Raw genomic sequence first — 25,134 nt, 5'->3', positions numbered from 1 at the left:
TGTTCCGTAGCGGTTGGCCCTTGCCGGACGGTGGTGGGTGACACCCGGAAGGGTTCGGCGGCCCGGTGCGGGTCTCCTCCTGGGTCCGTCGCACCGTCGATCGGTGAAGGAGCCGCAGGGACGCGTCACTGGGGAATGGTGAGCAGCACGCGGCCACGGCTTGCGGCGTCGACACGGTCGTGGGCCTTGGCGATGTCCTCCAGCGGGTAGCGGTCGCCGACGTCGATGGTGAGGGCCCCGACGGCCGCCGCGGCGGTCAGATCGCGGGCGGCCTGGCGTCTGGCCTGGAGGGGGAAGTCGTCACTGCCGAGCAGTCGCAGGGTGATGTTGTTGAACAGCATTGGCCAGAAAGGGAGTTGGGGGCGGTCGGCGCGGGTGGCGTAGGCGGCGATCACGGCGTTGTCGGCGGCGATGGCGCTGTCGAGGTCGGCGTTGTCGGACAGGGCCACCTCGATGATCCGATCGACACCCTCGGGGGCGTACGCCCGGATTGCCGCTGCCGGGTTCTCCTGCTCCAGTGCGACCGCGTGGGAGACAACCGCGGGGTCGACGGGGTCGAGGTCTGTACGGTGCCGGACGGTGGCGAGCACGGTGGCACCGGCCCAGCGGGCGAGCTGGGCGGCAAGGGAGCCGACCCCGCCGAGGACTCCGTGGACGAGCACGAGCTTCCCGTCGACCGCGCCGTCGGCGAAGACGGCACGGTGGGCGGTGATGCCCGGGATGCCGAGGCTCGCGCCGAGTTCATCACTCAGGTGGTCCGGCAGGGGTACGGCCTGTCGGTCGGGCACGACGGTGTACTGGGCCGCGGTGCCCAAAGGCCGGTAGGACTGGGCGCCGTACACCCACACGCGCTGTCCGGTACGGCGTTCGTCGACGCCTTCGCCCACCGCGTCGACGACTCCGGCTGCGTCGCTGTGCGGGATCACCCTCGGGTAGGGCATTGACGAGCCGAGCCGGCCGAGCCGCTTCTTGGTATCCCCGGGGTTGACGCCCGAGAAGGTGACACGGACGCGGACCTCGCCGGGGCCGGGCCGTGGATCGGCCAGTTCGCCCACCCGCAGGACATCAGCGGCGGAGCCCTGTTCGTCGTACCAGGACGCAAGCATGGCGGGTACCTCCGTGGCGGTCGGCCGTGGGCGGCTCGTTGTGCGGGGTGCGGATGAGCGGTGAGGCATTGCGCACAGCAGCCGGACGGCCGCCCCTCGACACCGGGGGAGACCGGTCCGGTTCCGGGGCGGAGACCGCCGCCAGAACGGTCTCCCGGTTGTTTCCCGGGGGCTCCCTACGGCTTCGTCACGGCTTGGTGAGAGTGCGGGCGGCTTCATCGATGAGGTCGCTGACCGGGCCGGGCTGGGAGGCCAGGGAGGCGTGGCCGGTGTTGAGCTCGATGGTCTTGCGGGGGTTCATCCGCTGGGCCATCTTCCGTTCGTTGTCGGGGTGGATCATGCGGTCGTCGGCCGAGATCTGGTACCAGACGGGTTTGTTGCGCCAGGCGGGTGCGGTGATGCTGTCGCCGAAGGTGGAGGCGAGCGGTGCCTTCTGGGTGACAGCCATAACGAGGGACTCGTCGGCGTCGAGGTCCTGGCAGAAGCTCCACCGGTACTTGTCCTGCGTGATCCACAGGTAGCCGTCGGAATCCGGGGCGAGGTTCTCGAACGCGGCCGGAGCCAGTTCCTGACTGATCTGCCCAGGGCTTTCGCCCGCGTCGGGGGCGAAAGCGGCGATGTAGACCAGGCCCAGAACATGGGGGAGGTCGCCCATCTCGGTGATGACGGCGCCACCGTAGGAGTGCCCGACCAGCAGCACCGGCCCATCGACCTGGCGGACCATCTTGCGGGTCCGTTCGGCGTCGTCGGCCAGCGAGGTGAGCGGCATCTCCACCGCGTGCAGCGAGTCGTAGCCGCGGCCATGCAGGTGGGTGATGACCTTTCCCCAGTGGGCGGCGCCGCCCCAGAAGCCGTGAACCAGAACGATCGTGGGCTTGTCCGTCATGTTCCCGCACCTATCCGTTGAAGAGTTGCACGTCGTCCGCTCTCCCGCTTTGAGCGGAACGCAAGTCAGCTGATCGCTATGTGCCCTGGTGCGGTGCCTCTGCGGCACCGTGCGCCCTGGCCTGCGGGGCGTTACTTCGCCTCGCCCGCGGTGGCGTGGGCGGCAGCACGGATCTGGTCTGTGACCAGGTCGGGGTGGGAGATCATCGCGACGTGCGAGGAGTCGACCTCGATGGTGTGCGACTTGGCGCGCTTGGCCTCGAAACGCTCCAGGTCCGGGGCGATGGCCTTGTCGTTCCTGGCGACGATGAACCAGGACGGGATCGTCCTCCACGCGGCGGCGGTCGCGTTCTGCGCGAACCCGGCCTGCGCTACGGGGCGCTGCTCGACCGCCATCAGCCTCGTCTGCGCCTCGGGAAGATCGGCGGCGAACACGGCGTGGAACTTGTCGTCCTGGATGTAGAGGTCCGTGCCGCTGGTCGTGCCGTCCGTGTAGGGGACCGGCCTGAGGGCGGGCGCGAGGTCGCTGCCCGCGAACTTCGCGGACAGCGCGGCGGGGTTCTCGCCCACGTCCGGCATGAACGCGGACACGTACACCAGCGCCCTCACGTTCTTGTTCCCGGCCGCTGCCTGGCTGATGACCGCACCGCCGTACGAATGGCCGGCGAGCACGATCGGGCCCTTCACCGACTTCAGGACCGACGCGATGTAGGCCGAGTCGCCGAGCACTCCACGCAGCGGGTTGGGCGGTGCGACGACCTTGTACCCCCGGTGCTGGAGTCGCGCGGCCACGCCGTTCCAGCCGGACGCATCCGCGAACGCGCCGTGGACCAGCACCACCGTGGGCTTCACGCCCCGGCCCGTGGGCTCGGGATTCCCGGCACCGGAGGGGTCGCCGCCGGCCATCGCGGGCCCGGTCGCCAGCACCGCCGTCGTCAGAGCCAGGGAGAGGGTGGTCACGCGCACTGTGCGGCGCCGGACGCGGGAGGAAGGACGGAACACAGTCATGAGTGATCTCTCTTACGCTCGGAGGAGGGGCCCTCGCCTCAGCGTCCGCCCGCCCGGCACGGTGTGCCCTCACACCGGAGCGGGAGAGTGAAAACCCCCGCCGCCCGGGTGACAACCGCAGTACCCTGCGCTGCGGGCAGAACCGGGCCCGTCCGGCTGGTTCCCTGTCATTGGTCGGGCCGGAGACGTTGCATACGAGACCTGCGCATCAGCACGGAGAAGGGCGGCGCCCTTGCGGGAGCGGCCCTCGCGCGTATGCCGGGCTACCCGCAGAGCCGGGTCAGCACATCGAGAGCGACCTCGATGGGGCTGACGCAGAAGGCCGAGGCGGCGTGGTCCGGCGTCTCGCTGCCGCTGATTCATCCGGTCCGTACGGCCGGGGTGGGATCTCACCTCCGGCCGGCTGGACCGGAGGAGCCATGGGCGATCGCGTTGGTCGTACGGTCACCACGGACCCGACCAGCCATCGCCCATGATCGGAATGCCGGGTCACGTCTCTTGGAATGAGGGTTCGAAGGTGGCCGCCGAACGACCGCATGCTGCGATCGAGCTCCCGGAAGGGTCCTGGTGGGACTGGGACGTCCTCGCTTGGGGCGGTGATCAGTTCCGGCTCGCCGCCGGTTTCGACCTCATCTATCACCACGGACTGGAACTGGTCTTCACCGCCCCGCTCTTGGTCAGCTGCCCGACGGCCTTCCAGGATCCTGTCTTCCGCGCGCCCACGCCCGAGGAGTTGCACAGGGTCACACAGCAGCTCGGTGGAAGGCCGCCTGTGCTGGCCGTCTTCGAAGCGGACGCCGGTGGAGGGGAGCCCGCCTCATGTCTTGTCGCCGCGGAGCGGCTCGACATGGTGCGGGAGACAGTCCTCAGATACTGGCGCGAGGATGCGGCTCCCGGCCAGCGGTTCGCTCCGTGGGTTCAGCCTCCGGAACAGTGATGCCGGGCAACAAGACGCGCACCGGCGCGGCCCCTCCGGTGACCGCAGGGGCCACCGGCGCCTTTCCGGCGACTGCGTCCTCCCGCTCCGCGGGGCGACGAGTGCTGCTCCGGCACACTGCACCCGAGGCAGGGACCGTTCCGGTCCGGCCACCGTGTGTCGTGGGCCCGCTGGCACCGCTGCCGAGCCGACAACGAGTCGGTCGGGTGGGGGACGGGCATCCTCGCGGCCCTCGGTCAGGCCGTCATGAGCGCTCGGTACACCGCATCGGAGATTTCGACCTCGGTGATGGGCGTCTTCCGTCGGCCGAAGTCCGCGCCGTGCTCGGAGGCCAGCCGACTCAGATGATCTTCCGCTCGCTGTGGGTACGAGGTGTCGAATGCGGTCGGGTCGATCGCCGCGACGAAGAGGCCCAGGCTCGGGGACCGGGTACCGGAGTCGAAGGGCGCCGCATCCTGTGAGAACGATCCGCCGGCCACTGCGGCCAGCATCTCGACCATGAGCGCGATGTTGGCACCCTTCACGCCTCCGAACGGCAGGAGCGCTCCGCTCATGGCGGCGCGTGCGTCGGTGGTCGGGTGGCCGTCGGCGTCGAGTGCCCAGTTGTCCGGAATGGCCTCGCCCCTCATCGCCGCGTCGCGGACGGTCACCCAGGCGGTCGCGCTCGTCGCCTGATCGAACATCCGCGGGCCCGACGGGTGAGGCAGCGCGAACGAGAGCGGATTGGTGCCCGTGACCGCCTCGCGCGCGCCGTACACGGCCATGAGCGCCGGCGAGTTGGCGCATGCCAGGGCGATCAGCCCCTTTTCGGCGACGCACGACGTGTAGTGCCCGAGCTCTCCGGCGCTGAAGGAGTTGTACACGGCGAGAACCGCCACACCGCTGGAACGAGCCCGCTCGACCAGGGCTCCGAGAGCATGGTCGAACGCGAGCTGCGCAGTGCCGCGGTCGGCGTCGACGGTGACGACGGCGGCCCGAGCCGAGGCGACGCGAGGTCGGGCCACACCGTTCAGACGTCCGTATCGGAGAGCGTCGAGGTAGTCGAGCAGATGCGCCGCTCCCACTTCACGCCTGCCCCGTCGCTCGGCGGCAACGGTCGCCGACGCGAGAGCTGCAGCTGTCTCCGGGGATCCACCCGCAGACCGGATGGCAGATGCGCACAGTGATTCCAGAGCGTCCAGCGGCATCCGATGGGAGGAAGGGTTCGAAGTCATGGGCCTGGAGGCTATCCGAAGGCGCGGTTTCCGCTGCTGTGCGAGCCATCTGCCCAGATCGTCGCACTTCGCACTCCTGGTCCTTGCCCAGATGAAGCCTGCTCAGGGGGCTGCTGACGCTGGTTGAGGCGCTTGGGGTGTGCGGGGGCTCGGGTCGGGTCGGTGACCGTACGGTTGGCATCTCGGCGGTCCGTGGGGTCGGTGCGCCTGTGACAGAACGAAGACGTCGCGGAGGACTGTCCGTAACTCGGTGCGAGATACAAATACTTCTGACCGCATGCACCGCGCTGCTCCTGGGGGAACACCGTGAAGTACACCCGTATCACCGCTCTCGCCACCATCGGCCTTGCCGCCACCCTCTCGCTCACCGCCTGCGGCGGCGACGGTTCCGCGAAGGGCTCCTCCGCCAAGAACTCCACGTCCTCCTCGTCCTCCTCGTCCCCGGAGGGTGGCTCGGGCGCGGCCGGTTCGGAGGCCGGCAGCGCGAAGTCGGGTTCCGGTGAGGACACCGAGGCCCGCGCGGGCGGTGCGGACGCCGCGAAGGGCACGAACGGTGCGAACGGTGAGACGCAGACGGGCGGAAAGGTCACGTTCTGCAAGACGGCGGACCTGGCCATCGACGCCACGGACGCCGCCCCGGACAAGACCTCCGGCAGGATCGACATCACGATGATCAACCGGGGCTCGACCACCTGCTCGGCGACCGGCTTCGCGGGCGTCGACATCAAGGACGCCGACCACACCTCGAACCCCGTCGGGCGCGGTCAGGCCCAGCCGCGTATCACCACCCTGAAGCCCGGCGACGCCGCCGTCTTCGACCTCGCCTACGACATCGACAGCACCGGCAACAGCCTCGCGCACCCGACGAACATCCTGGTGACACCCCCGAACGAGACCCACACCGTGACCCTGAACTGGCCCGCGGGCGCGGGAGACATCAAGGGCGCCTACACCGACGTCGAGGTCTACCCCACACACACCACCAACTAGCCAGTGACCTGAGGGCAGAGTCTGTCTCTCGGATCCGTCTGTGGGATCGTCGTGCTCATGATCGAATCCTGGGTTCTTGATGACGGCAGCGCTGTGCAAGTGGTACTGGAGACCCTCCGGGCAAGAATTGGCGAAGGGCAGCTTGAGACATGGCTGACCAGTTCGTCCGGCCGCAAGTTGGCCTTCGTGACCAACGCCGAGCGCGCGATGGTGGTGCTGATGAGCGGTGATGATGATGCTGGGGAGCATGCCGTCGACCCTGGGGCTGAGGGATCGAGCGGCGGTTTCGTTCTGTCCAATGGGCAGTACGACGAATACCCGGACGCGGACACCGTGCCGCTTGAAGAGGCGTTCAGGATCGTCGACCACATCGTCAGCAGTGGGTCTTGGCCCGCGGACGCGCGCTGGGCGGTCGACCGTTGACCGAGCCGGCTATTGCCGGATCCCGATGAGGGTGGCGGCAAAGTGGAGCGTGGCCCGATAGACGATGGCGAGCTTGTCCGTTCGCATCGCCGGGCCGCGCCACTGCTTCAGCCGGTCGATGCCTCGCTCGACAGCATTGCACTGCTTGTATATCTCGGCATCGAAACCAGGCGGGCGCCCTCCTGCGCTGCCCCGCCGGAGGCGGTGTCCGACCTGGTCGGCGGGTTGCGGAATGACGGCACGGATGCCGCGACGAGGGAGGGGCCTGCGGATCGCGCGGGAAGAGTACGCGCGATCCGCGAGCACAGTCTCTGGTCGAGTCCTCGGTCTGCCGACTGTGTCCCGGGGCACCCGGATCCTCGCTATGACCGCCTCGAAGGCCGGTGCGTCACCTCATCGGCACCCGGCACACCGCCCGGCACGCGGCACCGGGCCCACGGACTCTCTGCTGCTGCCAGTGCTCAGGGAATCTCTTCGAGTAGCCGGATGAGCGCCTGTAGTTGAGGGTTCAGTTCGTCCTCGTCCAGCCCGTCCGGCATGGATGGCCTCTTCGATGCCTTTCTGAACGTGAGCGTCTCGTTGGCGGCCCGCCAGGCGATGGCCGGTGCGCGTACGTCGCCGTCGGCCAAGTCGTCACGCAGGGGCAGGAGTTCCTCCAGCCACGGACGCGGGTCGTGGTACAGGTAGGAGAGTTCACCGTCTGCCTCCTCGCGGTGGAGCTCCAGCACGAGCCCGTCGTCGACGATCCTGCTCCTGACGCCGGACCCGTCTTCATAAGGGGCTATCCGGCTTGAGGGCGTGGACGGGAGCCGCAGCCACAGTGTGCGTGATCCCTCCTGGCTGAAGTGGAGGCCGACGTCAAAGTACTGGGAGACGATCTCGCCCGCAGCCCTGAAAACCGGGTGTTCGGTGTGGTGGGACCACTCGTCGAGCACGAGGGAATCGGAGGTGACGTCGGCCCAGGGCAGCTTCGCACGCAGTTCGAGCATCTGATGCTCGGTGAGGTGGCGTCCGATGGTCCGAAACTCGTAGTACCAATGTATGCTCCCTCGTCCGCGCTGCTTCTGGCTCGGGACCTCGTCCAGCCGGGGCTGCGGGACTTGGCAGCGAATCAGGTCGCGGTACCGCGACCAGGCCATGACTGTTCGGGCGGCAGAGCGTTCGTAGGTGCTGATGCCTGGTTCGATGCCGCACCTGAGGTCTCGTTCCGCCCGTTCAAGGCCATCCACGTCGTCGCCGTAGGCTCCTTTCAGGTACCAGCCCAGAAAAGCCGTCCGCCGTGCGACCTGCTGCTCATCGCCCGCCCGCTCGATCTGAGCGCGCATCGCCTTCACCAGCTCTGCGCCATCGGAATACTCGCACCGCATCTGTGCAAGCCGTACGCGAAACAGCTGCACCAGCGCGCCGATGTCTCGATCGGACTCGCACCGGGTCCGGTAGCTGTCCGCAGGGCTGGCCAACCGCAGCAGCACCGCGGTCGTCAGGTCGGTCAGCACCTGAGTGCAGGACGCCGAACACAGCGGAACCTCGTGCAGCTTCAGCCCGCCCGCGCCGTTGCCGGAATCCGTACACGCCAGAAACAACAGCACACCCGCCTGGTCATCCAGCCACAGCCGATGCCGGATCCCGCTATGTGCCGCGTACGCCTCAGTGATCCTGTCGAGTTCTCGCGCGCTGGGGTGATCACCCCGTACACGCTGTACCAGACCTTCAGCGCCGCCGGCCATGCCGCGCGTGATGAGCGGCTGCTCCTGGCCCATGGTCGCGTCTCCCATCCAGCGTAATGAGATCACTATCGTGCCAACTCGCCTGGACCCCTGCAGCACTTCAGCAGAATTTCCGGGGCCGTGCTCTGCCCGGCCGCTCGGTGGTTCTGCTGGGCATGGGGCCCGTACTGCCGTCGGTGCTGGGGTGCCCGGAGGGCGAAAGGGCGCGAGCGCCAACGATGGGGGCGGTCTTCACTCCGATCATCCAGGTGTTGGCCGTCGGTCGCGTCCGTTGCCATGTCCACGGGCGGTCGTCTGCGCCCTGTCGTGCCCCCTGGGTAGGCGCCCTGACTGGCACTCGCGGCAAGCGCGAGATCGAGGTGGCGAATCCGGCGATACCGGCCAGGTCGATGCGGTGGGCGATCGTGCGGAAGCCGCTGTCGGCACGATCGAGTGGCGGGCCCTCGGACAGCCGCAATGCCATCGCGAGGGCGACCGCGGTGACCGGGATGTTGATCAGGAAGGCCCAGCGCCAGCCTGCCGCGCCGACGAGCAGTCCGCCGATGGGCAGGCCGACGGCGGCGGTGGCCACGCCGGCGACGGCGAGGCCGCTCAGCACGCAGCGAGGAAGGCAGCACGGCCCGAAAGCAGCTTGTCGATCAGCTCGGTCGCGGACGGATCGGCGCTCATCGGCTTCCTTCGTCCGTCCTTCGGGTCTGGCTCGCTGTGGACCAGTCCGGCCGCCTTGAGTACGGCGAGTCTCTGGGCGATGGCCTGCCCGCTGACGTGCTCGACCGCCGAGAGCCGGGCCGCGGTGATCGGGCCCTCACGCGCGACGCTCGCCAGGACGCCGAGCTGGGTGGCGCTCAGCCCTGTTGCGTGCTGCCCCGACTCCGTGCGCAGTCGTGCCCGCAGTCGCTTCATCGCGTCGTTCAGGTGTTCAGCGGCCGTGATGGCGTCCTGTGGCCGTGATGGAGTCCTGTGGCCTGGGGCTCGTCGTCATGACTGCGCGAGTCGGGTTCTCGCACACGCGCCGGGAGGTGGATGTGGCGCCGGCCGCTTCTTCGTGATGTCTATGGATGCGGGCGGCCTCCACGCCGCAAGGGCACCCTGGTCGGCGGGTCGGCGGGTCCGGTTTCGTCGGCCCCTCGCCACCGGGGGCACCGCCTCACCGCTTCGCCGCGGTGGCCGCTGCGGTGGCAAGGAGAGCCTCGGCCTGTTCGCGGGCGTGGGTGATCGGGTCCGGGAAGATGTTCAGGCCGTGGGCGACGAGCGCTCCTTCGTGCAGCAGCATGAGTGTCCGGCCCAGATGTCCGGCCCCTTCCGGGGAGAGGTCCCTGGAGAGCTGGGTGAACAGGTCGAGCATCCATTTCTTCTGCCCGGTGATGATGAGGTAGGCCGGGTGGAGCGGATCGCTGATCTCGGCATGGGCGTTGACCATGCTGCATCCCTTGGGGCTGTTCTCGTCCGACCACGCGCGTGAGGCATCGAAGACGGCCAGGACGCGTGCCGTCGGCGTCGGATGTGCCGCGTCGAGGCGCTGGGCGAGGAAGGCTCGCCAGCGTTCGTCACGGTCCGCGAGGTACTCCACGACGATCTGCTCCTTCGAGCCGAACCGGTCGTAGAGAGTCTTCTTGGTCACCCCGGCCTCGGAGGCGATCAGGTCCACGCCGACAGCATGGATGCCGCGCTCGTAGAACAGTCGCGCGGCGGCCTTCAGGGCGCGCCGTGCGGCAGGCGTCATCGTGATCCGTCGCGGCTTCTCCGTAGCACCCATGCCCAGAAGTATACCGATCTGTATAGTGAACGCCTACAGGTATACCGATCTGTTTAGTGGAGGGAGAGGTATGAACCTCCTGCTCTCGATCGTCTTCGTGCTGTGCTGGAGTTCCGGGTTCATCGGGGCCAAGCTCGGTGCAGGCAGCGCGTCCGCGGTAACAATCCTGATGTGGCGGTTCCTGCCGCTGACGATCATCCTGATCGTCGTCGCGGTGACCGTCGCCAGAGCGTCGTGGCGGGGCCTCACCCTGCGGGATGTGGCCAGACAGGCCATGATCGGCATGCTGTCGCAGAGTGGCTATCTGCTCACCGTCTACTACGCGATCCAGCTCGGGGTCTCCAGCGGCACCACGGCTCTGATCGACGGCGTCCAACCCCTCGTCGCCGGAGCACTCGCCGGACCGCTGCTGCGCCAGTACGTCTCGCGCAAGCAGTGGCTCGGCCTGTCCCTGGGGGTGAGCGGCGTCGCCATCGTCACCACGGCCGATGCCGCAGCCCGCACCGGCGTGGCCTGGTGGGCCTATCTCGTCCCCTTCCTCGGCATGTTCTCACTGGTGGCGGCCACGTTCCTCGAAGGCCGCTCCCGCACGCGGGTCGCGCCCGCGGTGTCCATGACCGTCCACAGCACCACGAGCGCGATCATCTTCACGGCACTCGCCGTGAGCACCGGAGCCGCGAAGCCGCCGGCCGAGCTCTCGTTCTGGGCCGCGGTCAGCTGGCTGGTGGCCTTCTCCACCCTCGGCGGGTACGGGCTCTACTGGCTGATCCTGAGGCGTTCCGGAGTCACCAAGGTCAATACACTGATGTTCCTCATGGCGCCGGTCACGGCAGTCTGGGGAGCCCTCATGTTCGGTGAACCGTTCGGCCCGCAGACCGCCCTCGGCCTGACCATCGGCCTCGCAGCGGTCGTCATCGTCCATCGCGCAGACACCTCGTCGACCACCGTGCACGCCGGGAACGCGGACACTGCCGAGACGACGAGACCGGCTGAGCGCTGCGCCTGACAACCCTGGCAGGAGCGGTGACCTCGCCTGCGGCTCGTGCCGGGAGATGCCCGGCCCAGTCGCGTCAGGTGTGGGCGACCCGGCGCGGTGTGGCCGAGCATCCCCACCACTCCGGCCGCGGAGGGCGCGAAGCACACGGACTCGGCGCCTTCCTCCCCGGCGATATCGATGCTCACCCAGAATTCGTACGGGTCCGAGGAATGCCCGGTGCGCCCGCCGCGGGCGTCGATGCCGGGTCCCGTCGGTGGACTGGCGGAGGATTTCGCATCGCTGCCGCAGCCCGTGCCGACGGGCACGGCTGTCATCGACCAGGAGCACGCTCCCCGATGGATACGGCCCGCAGCCCGTTCTCCCGCTGACCGCGTCCCGACTCCAACCGGATCTCCCGCCCTTGCCACCGTCGGCGAAGCCAGCGGTCGTGGCTCGCCAGGACGATCGCGCCGGGCCCGGTCCTCAAGGCCTCCTCCAACTCGTCGCACAGGCGCGGGGAGAGATGGTTGGTGGGCTCATCGAGCAGCAGCAACTGGGGCGGCCTCGCCACGAGGAGGGCCAGAGCGAGCCGTCGGCGCTGGCCGACGGAAAGGTGGCCGACGGGTTTGTCCAAGTCCGCTGCGTTCATCAGCCCGAGCGAGCCCAGCGGTACCTTCTCGGCCCGAGCGGCCCCCAGCGACAGCTCATAGGTCGCGTGGACCGTGCGGTCGTCCCGGTCGAAGACCGTGTCCTGGGTGAGCAGCCCTACCGTCAGTCCACCCCGCCTGCGCACCTCGCCCTCGGCGGAGAGTTGTCCGGCGAGCACGGCGAGCAGCGTCGACTTGCCCGCCCCGTTGTCACCCGTGATCAACAGCCGGTCGGTTGCGGACACTTCCAGGGCGTCCAGGGCGAGTCGGCCGGAAACCCGTACGTCCCGCAGAGACACCAGGGACCGCGGGCCCTCTTCCGCCCGTGCGGCCAGTTCCCCGGCCGCGAACCGCAGGGGGCGGGGCGGCTCGGCGACCTGGGTGCGCTCCAGTTCCTCCAACCGCCGCGTGGCGTTGCGCGTCCGGCGGGCAATCTGGTTCTGCACCCGACCCGCCCGGTGGCCGTAGCCCATCTTCTCGTTGTCCTGCCGCCCCCGGTCCGGCGCGACAAGATGCGCTGTCACGCCCGCCGTGTGACGTAGACCCTCCAATTCCTCCTGTTCCTCGGCGTACCGCCGCTCCCAGCGCTCCCGCTCGGCGCGCTTCTCACCCAGGTACGCGCTGTAGTCGCCTCCGTAACGGACAGGACCGTCCACCGTCGGGTCGAGGTCGACCAGGTGGGTGCAGACGGCGTCAAGGAACGCCCGGTCGTGACTGGCGACCACCACTGTTCCGGGCAGGCTCCGGATCTGTTCCTCCAGGAAGGCGGCGGCGCCGTCGTCGAGGTGGTTGGTCGGCTCGTCCAGCAGCAGCGCCGACGGCCGTCGGACAAGCAGCGCGGCCAGGGAGAGCCGGCTGCGCTGTCCACCGGACAGGGAGCCAAGAGTCCGCCCGTACCCGACTCCGCCCAGGCCCAGCCCGTCGAGCACCAGGGCCGCGCGGCGATCGGCGTCCCAGGACTCCCGGTCCTGCGCCTGCTCAAGCCGCCTGCCGTATCTGTCGAGGAGTTCCTGATGGCCGGGGGCCTCCTCGGGGACCCGGGCGAGTTCCTCTCCGAGCCGTTCGAGCTGTGCGACATCCTCACGGGCCTCGCACAGTGCGTCGTCCATCACGGCCGTGATGGACGACGCGGCCTCGAAAGGCATTTCCTGGTGCAGGTATCCGATGTCACCGGGGCGCGAGACGCTTCCCGCGTCAGGTTGGTCCACGCCGGCCAGTACGCGCAGCAGGGTGGACTTGCCGACACCGTTCTCCCCGATCAGGCCGATGCGGTGGCCGGGGGAAGCCGTCAGGGACACGCCGTCCAGAACACGCCGGCCGCCGAGGCTGCGGACCAGGTCGCGGGCGAGCAGGGCGGGCTGGGGCACAGGGAACCTCTCCATGTGATCGATGGTCGGCCCGCCGGGCACAGGGCCTCGGGCGCGGGCCGCTCAGCACGCCGACATCTCACACCGCAGGGGCTCCGGTCTCCTTGAGACTTCCGTCGGTGATCCGCAGCCAGCGGTTCACCCCGATCTCGGCAAGGAACCGCTCGTCGTGGCTGATCACCATGAAGGCGCCCCGGTAGGAGTCGAGCGCGCTTTCGAGCTGACCGGCACTGACCAGGTCGAGGTTATTGGTCGGCTCGTCGAGCAGGAGCAGATGGGGGGCCGGTTCGGCGCACAGTACGCACGCCAGGGTGGCGCGCAGGCGTTCACCGCCCGAGAGTGCGGACACCGGCAGATGCGCGCGGGTGCCCCGGAAGAGGAATCGGGCGAGCAGGTTCATCCGCTCCGCCTCGGCCCGCTCAGGGGCGAACGCGGCGAAGTTCTGCGCCACGGTGCGGTCCAGGTCCAGCAGGTCCAGGCGCTGCGAGAGATAGGCGATCCGTCCGCCGCTGCGGGTGATCTCCCCGCTGTCCGGCTCAAGATCGCCGGTGATCAGGCGCAGCAGGGTGGTCTTCCCCGCACCGTTGGGACCGGTCAGCGCGATCCGCTCGGGGCCCCGGATGGCCAGGCTGACACCGCCGTCGGCGAACACGGCCCGGCCCGCGTGATGCACCTGCATCCCCTCGCCGAGAAAGAGGTTGCGCCCTGCGGGCACCTCGGTACCGGGCAGTTCCAGCGTGAGGCGCTGCTCCTCGCGCAGGGCGCGTCCGGCCTCGTCGAGCCGGGACTTGGCCTCGCTGACCCGGGATGCGTGCATCTGGCCGGACCGGCCGGCGGACTCCTGCGCGCCGCGCTTCATGTTGCCCGCGAAGATGCGGGGCAGGCCGGCGTTCTTGAGGTTGCGGGCGGCATTGCTCTGGCGGCGCTCGGCGCGCTCGCGGGCCTGCTGCATTTCCCTCTTCTCCCGCTTCAGCTCCTGCTCGGCGTTGCGGATGTTCTTCTCCGCGACCTCCTGCTCGGCGCGCACGGCCTCCTGGTACTCGGTGAAGTTGCCGCCGTAGAGGCGCAGTTCGTCGCCGGAAAGTTCGGCGATACGTTCCATGCGGTTGAGCAGCGCACGGTCGTGGCTGACCAGGAGCAGGCAGCCGTTGAAATCCTCCAGCACGTCGTAGAGCTTGTGCCGGGCTTCGAGGTCGAGGTTGTTGGTCGGCTCGTCGAGCAGCAGTACGTCGGGGCGCCTGAGCAGCTGGGCGGCGAGGCCGAGGGAGACGACCTGGCCGCCACTGAGCGTGCTCAGGCGCCGGTTCAGCTCCAGGCCGACCAGTCCGAGACGGTCCAGCTGGGCGCGGGTTCGCTCCTCGATGTCCCAGTCGTCACCGATGGTGGTGAAGTGCTCCTCGCTCACGTCCCCGGATTCGACGGCGTCGAGGGCGCTGATCACCGCGGCGATGCCGAGCACTTCGGCCACGGTGAGGTTTCCGGTCAGAGGGAGGCTCTGCGGGAGGTAGCCCAGCGTCCCGTTGACCGAAACGGAGCCGGCGGTGGGTCCGAGTTCTCCGGCGATCAGTTTGAGCAGGGTGCTCTTGCCGGAGCCGTTGGGGGCGACCAGGCCCGTACGGCCGGTGGCCACGGTGAAGGACAGATCGGTGAAGACCGGGGTGTCATCAGGCCAGGCGAAGGAGAGGTTCGAGCAGATGATGGCAGCGTCGGACATGGAGTGACCTCGAAGAACTAAGGGCAGACAGACCTCTGCCCTGGACAGTGTGGGACAAAAAGGGAACGACGAATGAGCCACGCCGACAGCTCTACTGAACGCTGTCCGGTGGCCAATCACATCCGGATCTCACCCGGAGATGTCGTCTTCACCCGCCACGTCTGTCACTCCTCGATTGCGACAATGCTGGCCCGTACGGTAGCAGGTGATGGCTCTGCCTGGTCCGGGAATTGTTTGCCCGAGCGGTTGCAGCGTCGCTGTCATCGGTCCCCCGAAGTACCCGCCCCCGCACATTCGCCGCTCTGTGCTCTGCCGTCCGAGAGCGGTCCTTGCTGGTCGGCCGGGGGTTGGATCGGCTGGGTACTGAGAGCGGGCCGCTCGTCGATTCCATCAGGGCGTTGTCATAGGAGTCGTCGACCGAGCCGATCGATGCGGCGATTCAGCTCGGTCCAGATGCTCGGACAGCGCGAACGATGTGTACGGCGACTCTGCGTCCGAGTGCTGTATCAACTCGCTCTGTAAGTTGGGTGATCCGGGCAATTCCAGGTGCAGTCGTGTGCGAAGCCGCGCGAGTCGTTGTGCAGCTGCCAGGTCGCGGCGTAGTAGCCGAGGTGGCTCACGTGGTCCTTCTCCGGGCCGAAGGCGAGGCGGCGGGCGGGGAGTGCGGCCCGTCCGCACCGATGACCAGGCGGAAGCCGCGCGAGGCTCCGCCGTGGAAGTCGGCCCGTCGTCGACGAAGCGCACCGGGCTGCCACCGGTCTGGACGCGTCGCAGTTCGGGGACCGGACCCATTCGTGCCCCGGTTGTTCGTAGGGGTCGTCCCGGTCGGATCCGTACAGTGCACTTGGAGGAGCCCCCTACCGGCTCCCGCCGTCCGTAGGCGGATGTCGGTGGTAACGCGGTTTGCTGGTATCGAAGTCGGCGAACAAAGGCTGTTTCAGACGGCCGATGCGGTCATGGAGTGACGCTGTGCTGGATCTCTTGGTGGCGCTGCTTCTGTCCGCCTTGTTATTGGTGGTGCATCTGTGGCGTGAGGCGGATGCGTGGTTCCGACCGGATGGCTCTGCCGTAGCGGATCCTCTATGTGTTCCTGCTTGCCGGGCTCGCGGTCGCCATTGTCATGTACGCGCAATGGTGAGCTTCGCGTCGTCGTGCCGTACGCAATCGGAGACCTGCGAGTCGACCCCGCCGAGTGAACGGTAGCCACTCTGGAGAATCGGGGGCATGGCATCGCCTCGTGCCAGGCGGCACGGATCGGCCGAGGGTCCCCAGTGCGGGGAGGCCGGTCGGGGAGTTGGCCGAGGAGGAGACCGGCGTCGACCTGGGTACTGGTCTCGCCGACGAGATCCTCGTCGGGGCAGGCCGCCACGGCATTCTCGCGGGCACGCGCATTCGGTGACGAGCGCCAGTTGCGTACCTGGCTGATCTGCGGTTTCCCTGGTTCTCGTACCGCCTGGCCGGGTGCTCCGGTTCCTTCTGCGGACGGGAGGATCGCGGAGTGGCACGCCCCGTTCGAGGAGCCGAGATCGACGCGTGGGACTTCAGCGGCCCGCGCAGACCCCTCGGCTGGGAGATCCGGCTTGCAGCCCCGGCCGGCCATCGGTGGCGGCGGGCACCGCATCCTCGGGCTGGAGGTCGTGGCCCTCCAGCCCGGGGCTGCCCAGCATGGGCTTGGTGGATTCGTGTTCCGTATGGATGTCGCAGGCTGAGTGATCCGGCCACGTCTCACACGCCTATACGGGGCAAAGCAGGCAATGCGTGTGTTCTGCGGTAGAAAGGGACACTGGAACCGTACTGACCCCCCACCCCCTCTGCCCTCGAACCGCGAAACCGGGAGCGACCGTGACCCAAGTACCCTCCATCACCCTCAACAACGCAGTGCAGATCCCCCAGCTCGGCTTCGGCACTTTTCAGATTCCGCCGGAGGAGACCCGGGAAACGACGCTGGCCGCGCTGGAAGCCGGCTATCGGCACATCGACACGGCGGAGATGTACGGCAACGAGAAGGAGGTCGGCCAAGCGGTCCGGGGCTCCGGTCTCGACCGTGCCGAGGTCTTTGTGACCAGCAAGCTCAACAACGCGGCCCATGCGCACGACGATGCCCTCCAGGCGTTCGACCGCACCATGGAGGAACTCGGCCTCGACTACCTGGACCTCTTCCTCATCCACTGGCCGTTGCCCGGCAGGGGCGACTTCGTGGAGACCTGGAGAGCCCTGGAGGAGATCTACCGCTCCGGCCGGTCCAAGGCCATCGGAGTCTCCAATTTCCAGCCCCACCACCTGCGTCGACTGCTGGAAGGCAGCGATGTGGTGCCTGCGGTCAACCAGATCGAGGTGCACCCCTACCTTACGCAGGACGACGTGAGGGCATTCGGCGCCGAGCATGAGATCGTCACCGAAGCCTGGTCACCCATCGCGCAGGGCAAGGTGCTCGACGACCCGACCATCAGCCGCATCGCGGAGCGGGTGGGTAGGACACCCGCCCAGGTGACCCTGCGCTGGCACATTCAGCGCGGGGACGTCATCTTCCCCAAATCGGTGACGCAGAAGCGCATTCAGGAGAACTTCGACCTCTTCGACTTTGAGCTCAGCGAAGGCGACATCGGTGAGATCACCGCGCTGAACCGTAACGAGCGGACCGGGCCCGACCCGGACCGCTTCAATGGCTGAGGACCGTCGTCCTTGACCGCTCGGAGAGTTGCCCCCCGGGCGACACTCCGGCGCCCGTCCAAGGGTCGCCGCTGTGGATCGCGTTGCCCTGAACCGGGAGGTGGTTCCTGCGCCGTTCGGTGCTGGGGGCGACGAGTTTCTGGATTCGGCCAGGGTGTGGGCGGCAGGACCTCCGCCCTGGATCCGGCGGTGGTTCAGAGTCTGGCTTCGTGTTCGAAGCAGCACCCCCCTAGGGGACAGCCCTTAGCCGGCCGCCTCCTCCATCAACTCGTCCAGGGCCGCACGCGCGAGAGGAGCGAAGCGCCGCTGCATGTCAGCCACGAGAGGGCCCGTTTCCGCAGCTGAGGAGCGATAGCGATCCTTCTGTACATCAGTCAGCGGCCCCTTGCTCAGTTCCATCAGGTACTGAATGGGCGGGTGTATGTGCCGATCTATGGCTTCGGCGTACTCAGCACCAGCCTGCGCCACACCAGTGGGTCCTTCGAGTTCAACGGTGCTCGCCGCCTGCCGAGCCGCCCGTACCGCATCGATGGCTGCACCACGCCGTATGTCGTAACGATGCTGGTCATAGGGTTCCAGCGTCAGCCGCGCCAGTTGCCAGATAGCCCCCTGTGCTTCATGAGCCGCATCCATCAAGCCCTGGTAGGCAGCTTGCCGACGATCCCGGCGCCACTTCTGGTGCTCGACCCGCATGTCGCGAAGCGCAGCGCGATCTTGTGCGGCCTCTTGGCGTATCTGCTGTTTTTCCAGAGCCTCGTTCTTTCGCCGCTCAATCCGCGCGGTGACAAATGCGGTCAGTCCGCTGCCCAGCAGCGTGCCGACGATCGCGATGGCCGTGGTCATCCAGGTGCTCGTCACGGGAGACATTGTGAAGCACGGCCCCGCACCCAACCGGGCGATCAGCAGCGCAAAGCTCTCTACCGGCGTCGGGCGGCCGCGCCGCAGGCCCGACGCGGTCATCGCGGACAAGGCGTACTCGTCACGGGCGATCCGCCAGACCCTGCGTCGCCGGGGCATCCGAGCCGTAATTCCGGAAAGGGTCGACCAGAAGGCAAACCGTGTCCGGCGCGGGCGGGCCGGTGGCAGGCCGCCAGCCTTCGACCGCGAGCTCTACAAAGCCCGCAACGTGGTCGAACGATGCTTCAGCCGGCTCAAACAGTTCCGCGCCGTCGCGACACGGTTCGAAAAACTCGCCGCCCGATACCGGGCTGGACTCCACTTCGCAGCGCTCGTCCTCTGGCTCCGCGAACCTGCCCGATGATCATTGCCAGCGGACTGTACTCAGCCCGTTGCCGAGATCCGTCACTTCTGCTCCAGCAAGAACAGCCGGGATGGTGCTGAGCCGGTCCGTACGGAACTGCACTCGGTCCGGGCGCGGGCCCATCGGCAGTCGACCATACAGGAACAGGGCGTCATCGTCCTCGTCCGCTGTTTCGCCGCCCAGATCGACGAGTAGAGCGGCAGTCCTGTCCAACTCCCGTTGGATCAGCCGCTGAACGGCATTAGTGGCCTGCTCGCGCTCGCTCTCGGTCAATCCGCCGAGCTCGAAGGTGAGGACCTGGGTGTCCGGCGCCGCGTACCTGACATCGCACACCACGTCCGTGTCTGCCGACAGCCAGAACTGAATGCAGAGCGGCCCGACCGACAGGCCAACAAGTTCCAGGATGCGCCCGACAGGCAGCTTCACCTGTTCCCCTACGACGTCCAACAGCATCCCGCAGCCCAGCATCGGGTGCTCGACGGTCAGCCCGGACTGGGCCAAGTGGTCGGTGACCGAGCGGAACTCGGACTCGTCCATCCGGCCCTCGCGGTACCAGGACAGGTAGGTCTCCAACACCGCTAACTCTCCTCGTCTTCATGGCCTGCCACGGGAGGAGACGCGATCCCCCGTGACGCTGGCCACCCTCCGTCAACAAGCATCCGGCATTCTGAGCCCACGGGTGATCATTTATCAGACAAGACCTAGCAGCCCTTCTCAGGACACGGCGCGGCGGGCTCTTCCGGTGGAGCTTCTCGCTGGTGCAGGCCCGCCTGGTCGCGGGCCTGGTGGAACGGATCGGCAGGGCGGTCACCGTAGCGGGAAAGACCGGTGGGGGAGTGGCCGAGGGGGAGACCTGACAGCCCTGGACACCGGTCTCGTGGTCAAGGTCCTCACAGGGGGGCGCCGGCATCCTGTGCGGCACGCGCATGCGCTGCCGACGCGTGTGCTGCGTGGGCGGTGCGAGGAGGCCTTCGCCCGGGTGGGCGGGCGGCTTTCCGAGCCTGCGATCAGCGCACGGATGGACGTCACCGCGTAGGACAGGGCGATCCAGCGGTGCGAGCGGCTGCTGGACGCGGAGGCGACCACCGTGTTCTCCACGGTGACCTGCACCTGGGCAACGCCGCGTCGGAGCACGGATCACCGACACAGGCTTTCGGGTCGATGGCCATGGGACCGCGCTCCGCGCCGCCGTCGAGGGGCTCGACGGCGACCGGCTCCATGCCTGGAGTCAGGTGATCGCGCCATTTGCGGCCATCGCCCACCTCGGTGGCAGCGGCGAGGAACCGGTGATCGATGAACTGCTCAGGTTGACCCGGTGAGCAGATCAGCCATTCCCGATCGCCTCGTGGGTCGGCGGCTCCTGGCTGATCGGGGGGTTCGGAAGCTCGATGAAATCTCGTTCGGCTGCACGGCTCGCTTTCTCCTTCTCAGCGCAGTTGCTCGGCCAGTCCGACGATGATGCCCTCCGGCCCGCGGACATAGCAGAGCAGGTAGCTGTCCTCGAACCGGGCGATCTCGCCGACGAGTTCGGCGCCGTGAGGGCGCAGACGGGCAACGGTGTCCTCGATGTCGTCGACGGCGAACATGACGCGGTGCGTGCCCAGAGTGTTGTGCGGCCGGTTACGCGGCCCCGCGCTGATCACCGCGGGGCTTCGGTACTTCGCCAGTTCGAGCCTACTGTGTCCGTCCGGGGTCCGGACCATGGCGATGTCGCAGTGGACGCCGTCGAGTCCGGTGCACTGGTCGGCGAAGAGGCCCTTGATCTCCGCCCTGCCCTCCAGCTCCAGGCCGAGTTCCACGAAGAACGCAAGGGCGGCCTCCATGTCCTCGACGACGATGCCGACGTTGTCCATCCGCTGAACAGCCATGCTGGATTCTCCTTCTTTCTCGTGCGGCCGGTGGTGGCCGCTGATGTGCCTGGGACGGAGCCGGTGGAACGTTCTCGACATCCTCAGACCGCCGAACTCCGAAAGATCTGGATCGCGCTTCAGCACCGCTGCACCAGACCCGTGGGCCGGGCGTCACCACCGAGGTGACTGCGGCGCGGCCGGCCGCGCCGCGCGGGAACTGCCGCTGTCCGCCGCGCTGTCCCCGTACACAGGGCGCCGACAACATGGCACCCGGGTGCGGTCTTTCGGCTTCGGGGTGAGGTGGGTGAGGTTCTCTGTGAGGCACCCACCTGGGGTGACTGGGGTGACCTCTCGTTTCATGTGCTCTGGATGCGCAGCCCGGTGCGCTGGGTGTGTATTCGGCACATGAACAGATACAAGGTTCCGACATCACCCCACATCGCGTCGGTGAGCTCGCTCGGCGGAATCTGCAACAGCAGCTCCATCGGCACGGTGCATTCCGTACAGACCGGTGTTTCGTCCCCGCCGTTCGCCCAGTACGGGTATCCGCCGATCGCCACTCCCGCATTGCGCAGGTGCGGTGTTCGGGCACGCTCTTGCGTCAGAGCGAGCGCGGCGTGGTCGATGACGCGCCGGTTCGCCCATGCCTCGGGGGAGCCGCTGTCGCCCGGTACAAGGTCCCAGAGGGCAGGGCAGTGCAGGCGCATTCCCACCGTGTCGGGAAGCGACTTCTCCAGGCGTGGAACCACGTGGTGTTCCGCGAAGCCGGGCTCGGTGCCGTGCACGAGAACCTCGGGGCGCCGCAGCTTCGTGTAGGAACGTACGAGCCATCCGCCCCGTTCGCGCTTCCGTCCCCACGGGTGGCACGTCCAGCAGTAGAAGAACGTGAAGAACGTGACGGGGAGCCTGTTGTGCAGGCCGTCGCGGGAGTGGTCGACCTGCGCGACGAACGTGAGGTCGTCGGCGCAGCCGTCGCACAACGGCCAGGTCTCGCCCTCCTCCACCGTCGGGAACCCGCCGAACCGCGTGGTGGCGAACTCCCGGGTCGCATGGGACCGCGCGGGAACGGGCGGAGGAGCGGCGTCCCGCCGACGACTTCCACACGCATGTGTCTCGGGTGGGCTTTGGGCCGGTTCGAGTACGGTGCGCGTCCGCATCAGCGGCCGCAGCAGCTGCACGACGCGTTCTTCCTGAAGTGCGGGCATGCACGCATCGTATGCATGGACCAGCAGCCGTACGACGGTGAGCGTGGCGGCCGGTCAGTTCTGACTCCATAGGTTCTCTTTGGGTAACCGTGTCCGGGGGGCTGCACCCGATGGAGCAGTATCCAGGCGGCCCGGAACGCCTCGGGGTGGACGTGGCGGCCTGATGACCTTGATGCCGACTGCCGGAGTGCCCCACCCCCGTACACCACATGCAGGCGCTCAGTCCGGAGTTGCCGTGGTTGTACCGGGACGGAGTTGAACAGAACGTGGCGTAACTCTCTTGGGTGTCGTCTCACGCCGCCGTGCTGGGTCTCCGCCTGTCATCTGTATGTCTATTCGTCCCACAGCCTCCGCCACGGTCGGCCGCGCGCGGCTCCTGGGCATGCGCCCTACTCCCGTGGGACTGGGGCGGCCAGACCGCTTTCCCAGGCCCAGGCGGCAATGCCCACCCGGTTGTGGGCCTTCAGTTTCGCCTGGATGTTCGCGATGTGGGTCTTGGCTGTGCCCGCTGAGACGAAGAGCGCCTCGCCGATCTGGGCGTTGGTGAGGCCCCGGGCGACCAGACGGGCGATCTCCTGCTCCCGGGCGGTGAGTGGCGACGGAGCCGCGGGCGCTGCCGGCGCGGCGGGCGCGAGGGTCTGGAGCAGACGGACCGTGATCTGGGGGCTGATGAGGATGTCCCCGGCCATCGCCGCTCTGACCCCCTCGATCAGCAGCCCGGGGCCCGAGCGCTTGAGCAGGAACCCGCAGGCGCCGTCGTGCAGTGCCGTGCGTACGTAGTCGTCGTGGTCGAAGGTGGTGACGACGAGGACACGCAGGGGGTCGGGTACGTCGGGGCCGGCGAGGCGGCGGGTGAGTTCGAGGCCGTCCAGCCCCGGCATCCGGATGTCGGCGAGGATCAGGTCGGGGTGCAGGGTGCGGGCGAGGTCTAAGGCGGTGAGGCCGTCCGCCGCCTCGCCGACCACGGTCATGTCGGGCTGCGAGCCGAGAATCAGGCGGAAGCCGCTGCGTACGTCCTCCTGGTCGTCGGCGATCAGGATGCGGGTCGGGGCGAGGGGCGTCGTCATGATGTCTCCTTCGGGAGAGTGGCAGGCAGGACGGCGATGAGCTGCCAGCCACCGTTGCCGTGCGGCCCCGCCGAGAGGGTTCCGCCCAGCGCCTCGGCGTGCTCGGTGAGGGCTGGGAGGCCGAGGCCGCCCCGGGAGACGCGGCGGCGGGCCGGGCCGGAGCGACCGCCGCGGTCGTTGGTGACGCGGATCTCCACGGTGGAGGCCGTGGGGGTGAGTGCGACGGTGGCGCGTGGGGCGTCGGGGGCGTGTCGGCGGATGTTGGTCAACGCCTCGACGACGATGCGGTACGCGGCGGAGCCCGCCTCGCGGGTGAGCGCCTCCAGGGCCAGGGGAGGCAGGTCCAGATGTACCTCGGTGGCTCCGGCCGAGGTGAAGTTCTCTATGAGTAGGAGCAGTTGGGACACATCGGGGAGCGGGTCGGTGGCGGGTGCCGCCGGACCGTGCAGCATCTGTACGGTCCGGTCCATCGCGGCCAGGGCGCTCAGGCCCGCCTTCTCGATGCGTTCCAGGGCGAGCACCGCGTGGGAGGGGTCGGTGGCGGCGACGAAGCGGGCCGCCTGGGCCTGGACGACGATTCCGCTGATGTCATGGGCGACGAAGTCGTGCAGGTCGCGGGAGAGCTGAAGACGCTGGGCGCTGCGGGCCTCGACCACCGCGCTCCGGCGTCGGAGCTGCTGGCGGCGGGGGTAGGCGCCGGCCGCCACCGCGGCGGCGACGGGAAGCAGCCAGAAGGTGGCGATGCCGATGGATTCAAGGAAGGACTCACCGGTGACCAGCGGCAGCGGCCAGAGGGTCACCGCGAGGGTGGTCACAGGGAGGGCCGACGTGAGTTCGCGCAGGGGCGACCAGCGGGTGACCGCGACCAGGAGGAGCAACAGGACAGCGATCTCCGCCAGCTTCCAGCCGGAGCCGAAGCCAGCCTTCGGCAGGGCGAGGCTGGTGATCAGGGAGAGTGCCGCGCAGACCGTCGTCGGGCGGGCGAGGTGGCTGAGCCGCTGACGAACTGCGGCACGGGGGCAGGCAACGGCCCACACCAGCGTGCCCGCGGCCGCGACCGAGGGCAGAGCGTCAAGCGCCTTGACGGCCGGGCCGGTTGATTCCCACATGGTGATCAGCGTACGGGTGTGCGACAGGGCGGGACCCTCTGCCGAACGGCATAGGCGGGCCGGGCGGCGGCGTGATCTTTGTGCCGATCGGCGGATGGGATCGCGGGGGCGCCAGGGGTGAAGCTTGAGCCGTTCAGCCGACCGCGGCAACACAAGCGCCCTTCAGTACACGGGAGTTCATCATGCGCAACACCGCAATCGGCGCTACGGCAGCCGTCGCCATTCTGGCCGGACTGGTCGCCGCCGGTCCCGCAGCCCCGGCCCCCGCCACGTCCGCATCCGCCGCATCCGCCGAGAAGAAGGCGACGAAGACCGCGAGCGTCCACGGGAAGGCGCGGGTCTCCTACATCGAGTCGATCGACGACGATATCCGCTTCACCATCGATGCCGAACAGACGCCGTTCACCCGGCCGGTGCCGCCCAGGGCCCCCGAGGGGCTGTCCACAGATGCCCGGGGCACGCTGAAGTTCTCCCACACCTCCCGAAGCGGCGCCGCGGGGTGGGCGGAGGCACGGGTGGACTGCCTGGTCACCAGCGGCCGGACGGCGACTCTGACCGCAGTCGTGACGAAGTCGAACGTCGAAGAGGTCGGCGCCCGGCTGGGCATCAGTGTCCAGCAGGGCGGGAAGGGGGAGCCGGACCGGCTCGGCTTCTCCTGGGGTGTGGTGAACGTCGACCCCGAGCACGTCGACGAGAGCGGCCAGCCCGTCAGGCCGCAGGCCGGTACGTGCATGGCCCCCGCGCCGTTCACGACCGTGATCAGGGGCGCCTTCAAGGTGGTCCACGCCGAGATCACCAAGTCTCCCGCGCAGCCCGAGGCGCCGATCCGCCGTGGCTGACGCCCGCTCACCGGGACGCCCGTACCGCCCTTGCCGCAGGCCCTTTCGGTCCATCGGCTGACTCCGCTTCACAGCCCGCAGCGATTCTCACCGACGGACGCCGCCTCCGCACGGACCTCAGGGGCATCCGGCTCCCGGCCTGATCCCTCGCGCAGACCCGTCATGCCGCACGCCGGAGGCCCGCCTTCCCTCGTGCGGCATCCGTCACTGCCGCGCCGGCCCTCTGTGCCATCAGCCGTCGAGCACCGACCGCCGTGCCGAATGCCTGTCCAGTCTCTTTACGCGCATGTCATGCTCAGGTAATTTCCTCACCGCAAGAGATTTCAGCAAGGTTCTGACAGTGCTTGCTGTCCGGAATGCACTGCTCGCTCGAACCCCGAGGC

21 protein-coding genes and 4 pseudogenes are annotated in these 25,134 nt (G+C 68.4%); 8 read left to right on the top strand and 17 right to left on the bottom strand.

Going from position 1 to position 25,134, the window contains the following annotated elements; all coding sequences use genetic code 11:
* Nucleotides 1-125: 125 nt before the first annotated feature.
* The 3 genes from OG251_RS01440 to OG251_RS01430 form a co-directional block, all read right to left on the bottom strand.
* Nucleotides 126-1,106, bottom strand: coding sequence for an NADPH:quinone reductase (locus tag OG251_RS01440; protein ID WP_326675138.1), 981 nt, complete (start codon nt 1,104-1,106; stop codon nt 126-128).
* Nucleotides 1,107-1,293: 187 nt separating this feature from the next.
* Nucleotides 1,294-1,992 (bottom strand): alpha/beta hydrolase, encoded by a 699-nt coding sequence (locus OG251_RS01435; RefSeq protein WP_326675136.1) that lies wholly within the window; start codon nt 1,990-1,992, stop codon nt 1,294-1,296.
* 131 nt (nt 1,993-2,123) lie between these two features.
* Nucleotides 2,124-2,951 carry an alpha/beta hydrolase gene (locus OG251_RS01430; RefSeq protein ID WP_442818297.1) on the bottom strand — a complete coding sequence of 276 codons (828 nt, stop codon included), beginning with the start codon at nt 2,949-2,951 and terminating at the stop codon, nt 2,124-2,126.
* 520 nt (nt 2,952-3,471) lie between these two features.
* Here OG251_RS01430 and OG251_RS01425 point away from each other — a divergent pair.
* The gene (locus OG251_RS01425; RefSeq protein WP_326675134.1) at nt 3,472-3,936 is read left to right on the top strand and encodes a hypothetical protein; all 465 of its coding nucleotides are present in this window, start codon (nt 3,472-3,474) and stop codon (nt 3,934-3,936) included.
* 236 nt (nt 3,937-4,172) lie between these two features.
* Here the strand turns inward: OG251_RS01425 and OG251_RS01420 are convergent, their stop codons facing one another.
* Entirely contained in the window at nt 4,173-5,123 is a 951-nt protein-coding gene (locus tag OG251_RS01420; protein ID WP_326681116.1) for an Ldh family oxidoreductase, read from the bottom strand.
* Between the two features lie 333 nt (nt 5,124-5,456).
* On the opposite strand from OG251_RS01420, the gene OG251_RS01415 reads away from it, so the two are divergent.
* Together OG251_RS01415 and OG251_RS01410 are read left to right on the top strand one after the other, a co-directional pair.
* Nucleotides 5,457-6,140: a DUF4232 domain-containing protein gene (locus OG251_RS01415; protein WP_326675132.1), complete on the top strand. Its 684-nt coding sequence runs from the start codon at nt 5,457-5,459 to the stop codon at nt 6,138-6,140.
* Nucleotides 6,141-6,197: 57 nt separating this feature from the next.
* Nucleotides 6,198-6,563: a hypothetical protein gene (locus OG251_RS01410; RefSeq protein WP_326675130.1), complete on the top strand. Its 366-nt coding sequence runs from the start codon at nt 6,198-6,200 to the stop codon at nt 6,561-6,563.
* A gap of 9 nt (nt 6,564-6,572) precedes the next feature.
* On the opposite strand, the pseudogene OG251_RS01405 reads toward OG251_RS01410, so the two are convergent.
* The 5 genes and pseudogenes from OG251_RS01405 to OG251_RS01390 all read right to left on the bottom strand — a co-directional run.
* Nucleotides 6,573-6,956 (bottom strand): annotated as a pseudogene (locus tag OG251_RS01405) (transposase); the annotation flags it as partial.
* 68 nt (nt 6,957-7,024) lie between these two features.
* Nucleotides 7,025-8,323 carry a hypothetical protein gene (locus OG251_RS44920; protein ID WP_442818296.1) on the bottom strand — a complete coding sequence of 433 codons (1,299 nt, stop codon included), beginning with the start codon at nt 8,321-8,323 and terminating at the stop codon, nt 7,025-7,027.
* Nucleotides 8,324-8,390: 67 nt separating this feature from the next.
* A complete protein-coding gene (locus OG251_RS01400; RefSeq protein WP_326675129.1) occupies nt 8,391-8,888 on the bottom strand; it encodes an MFS transporter in 498 nt (165 codons plus the stop codon).
* A 2-nt stretch (nt 8,889-8,890) separates the two neighbouring features.
* A pseudogene (locus tag OG251_RS01395) lies at nt 8,891-9,193 on the bottom strand (MarR family winged helix-turn-helix transcriptional regulator); the annotation flags it as partial.
* A 244-nt stretch (nt 9,194-9,437) separates the two neighbouring features.
* A complete protein-coding gene (locus OG251_RS01390) occupies nt 9,438-10,046 on the bottom strand; it encodes a TetR/AcrR family transcriptional regulator (protein ID WP_326675128.1) in 609 nt (202 codons plus the stop codon).
* Nucleotides 10,047-10,116: 70 nt separating this feature from the next.
* Here OG251_RS01390 and OG251_RS01385 point away from each other — a divergent pair, with 70 nt between their 5' ends.
* On the top strand, nt 10,117-11,052 hold the full coding sequence (locus OG251_RS01385) for a DMT family transporter (RefSeq protein ID WP_326675127.1): 936 nt from the start codon (nt 10,117-10,119) through the stop codon (nt 11,050-11,052).
* Between the two features lie 301 nt (nt 11,053-11,353).
* Here OG251_RS01385 and OG251_RS01380 read toward each other — a convergent pair whose 3' ends face one another.
* The gene (locus OG251_RS01380) at nt 11,354-13,036 is read right to left on the bottom strand and encodes an ABC-F family ATP-binding cassette domain-containing protein (protein WP_326681115.1); all 1,683 of its coding nucleotides are present in this window, start codon (nt 13,034-13,036) and stop codon (nt 11,354-11,356) included.
* Nucleotides 13,037-13,115: 79 nt separating this feature from the next.
* Entirely contained in the window at nt 13,116-14,750 is a 1,635-nt protein-coding gene (abc-f, locus tag OG251_RS01375) for a ribosomal protection-like ABC-F family protein (protein WP_326675125.1), read from the bottom strand.
* Between the two features lie 1,842 nt (nt 14,751-16,592).
* Here abc-f and OG251_RS01370 point away from each other — a divergent pair.
* Entirely contained in the window at nt 16,593-17,420 is an 828-nt protein-coding gene (locus OG251_RS01370) for an aldo/keto reductase (protein ID WP_326675122.1), read from the top strand.
* A 243-nt stretch (nt 17,421-17,663) separates the two neighbouring features.
* On the opposite strand, the gene OG251_RS01365 is transcribed toward OG251_RS01370, so the two are convergent.
* Complete coding sequence (locus tag OG251_RS01365; protein WP_326675120.1) at nt 17,664-18,263, bottom strand: hypothetical protein; 600 nt, start codon at nt 18,261-18,263, stop codon at nt 17,664-17,666.
* Nucleotides 18,264-18,342: 79 nt separating this feature from the next.
* On the opposite strand from OG251_RS01365, the pseudogene OG251_RS01360 reads away from it, so the two are divergent.
* Nucleotides 18,343-18,681, top strand: a pseudogene (locus OG251_RS01360) (transposase); the annotation flags it as partial.
* On the opposite strand, the gene OG251_RS01355 reads toward OG251_RS01360, so the two are convergent.
* Nucleotides 18,682-19,254: a hypothetical protein gene (locus tag OG251_RS01355; RefSeq protein WP_326675119.1), complete on the bottom strand. Its 573-nt coding sequence runs from the start codon at nt 19,252-19,254 to the stop codon at nt 18,682-18,684.
* A 355-nt stretch (nt 19,255-19,609) separates the two neighbouring features.
* Between OG251_RS01355 and OG251_RS44915 the strand changes: the two are divergent.
* Nucleotides 19,610-20,000: pseudogene (locus OG251_RS44915) on the top strand (aminoglycoside phosphotransferase family protein); the annotation flags it as partial.
* A gap of 108 nt (nt 20,001-20,108) precedes the next feature.
* On the opposite strand, the gene OG251_RS01350 reads toward OG251_RS44915, so the two are convergent.
* The 4 genes from OG251_RS01350 to OG251_RS01335 form a co-directional block, all read right to left on the bottom strand.
* Nucleotides 20,109-20,549 (bottom strand): VOC family protein, encoded by a 441-nt coding sequence (locus tag OG251_RS01350; RefSeq protein ID WP_326675118.1) that lies wholly within the window; start codon nt 20,547-20,549, stop codon nt 20,109-20,111.
* A gap of 338 nt (nt 20,550-20,887) precedes the next feature.
* Entirely contained in the window at nt 20,888-21,736 is an 849-nt protein-coding gene (locus tag OG251_RS01345; RefSeq protein ID WP_326675116.1) for a DUF1963 domain-containing protein, read from the bottom strand.
* 389 nt (nt 21,737-22,125) lie between these two features.
* Nucleotides 22,126-22,803 (bottom strand): response regulator transcription factor, encoded by a 678-nt coding sequence (locus OG251_RS01340; RefSeq protein WP_326675114.1) that lies wholly within the window; start codon nt 22,801-22,803, stop codon nt 22,126-22,128.
* Nucleotides 22,800-23,912, bottom strand: a complete 1,113-nt coding sequence (locus tag OG251_RS01335) for a sensor histidine kinase (RefSeq protein ID WP_326675112.1) — start codon at nt 23,910-23,912, stop codon at nt 22,800-22,802. Before OG251_RS01335 ends, OG251_RS01340 begins: the two co-directional genes overlap by 4 nt.
* Before the next feature lie 182 nt (nt 23,913-24,094).
* Between OG251_RS01335 and OG251_RS01330 the strand changes: the two genes are divergently transcribed.
* Nucleotides 24,095-24,751, top strand: a complete 657-nt coding sequence (locus OG251_RS01330) for a hypothetical protein (protein ID WP_326675110.1) — start codon at nt 24,095-24,097, stop codon at nt 24,749-24,751.
* The last annotated feature ends 383 nt before the right edge of the window (nt 24,752-25,134 follow it).

Origin of the sequence: Streptomyces sp. NBC_01237 (genome assembly GCF_035917275.1) — a bacterium.
In the GTDB taxonomy this organism is placed as follows: Bacteria; Actinomycetota; Actinomycetes; order Streptomycetales; family Streptomycetaceae; genus Streptomyces.
Note: the sequence above shows the minus strand (reverse complement) of the source record. Positions and strands in the feature narration are given on the sequence as shown.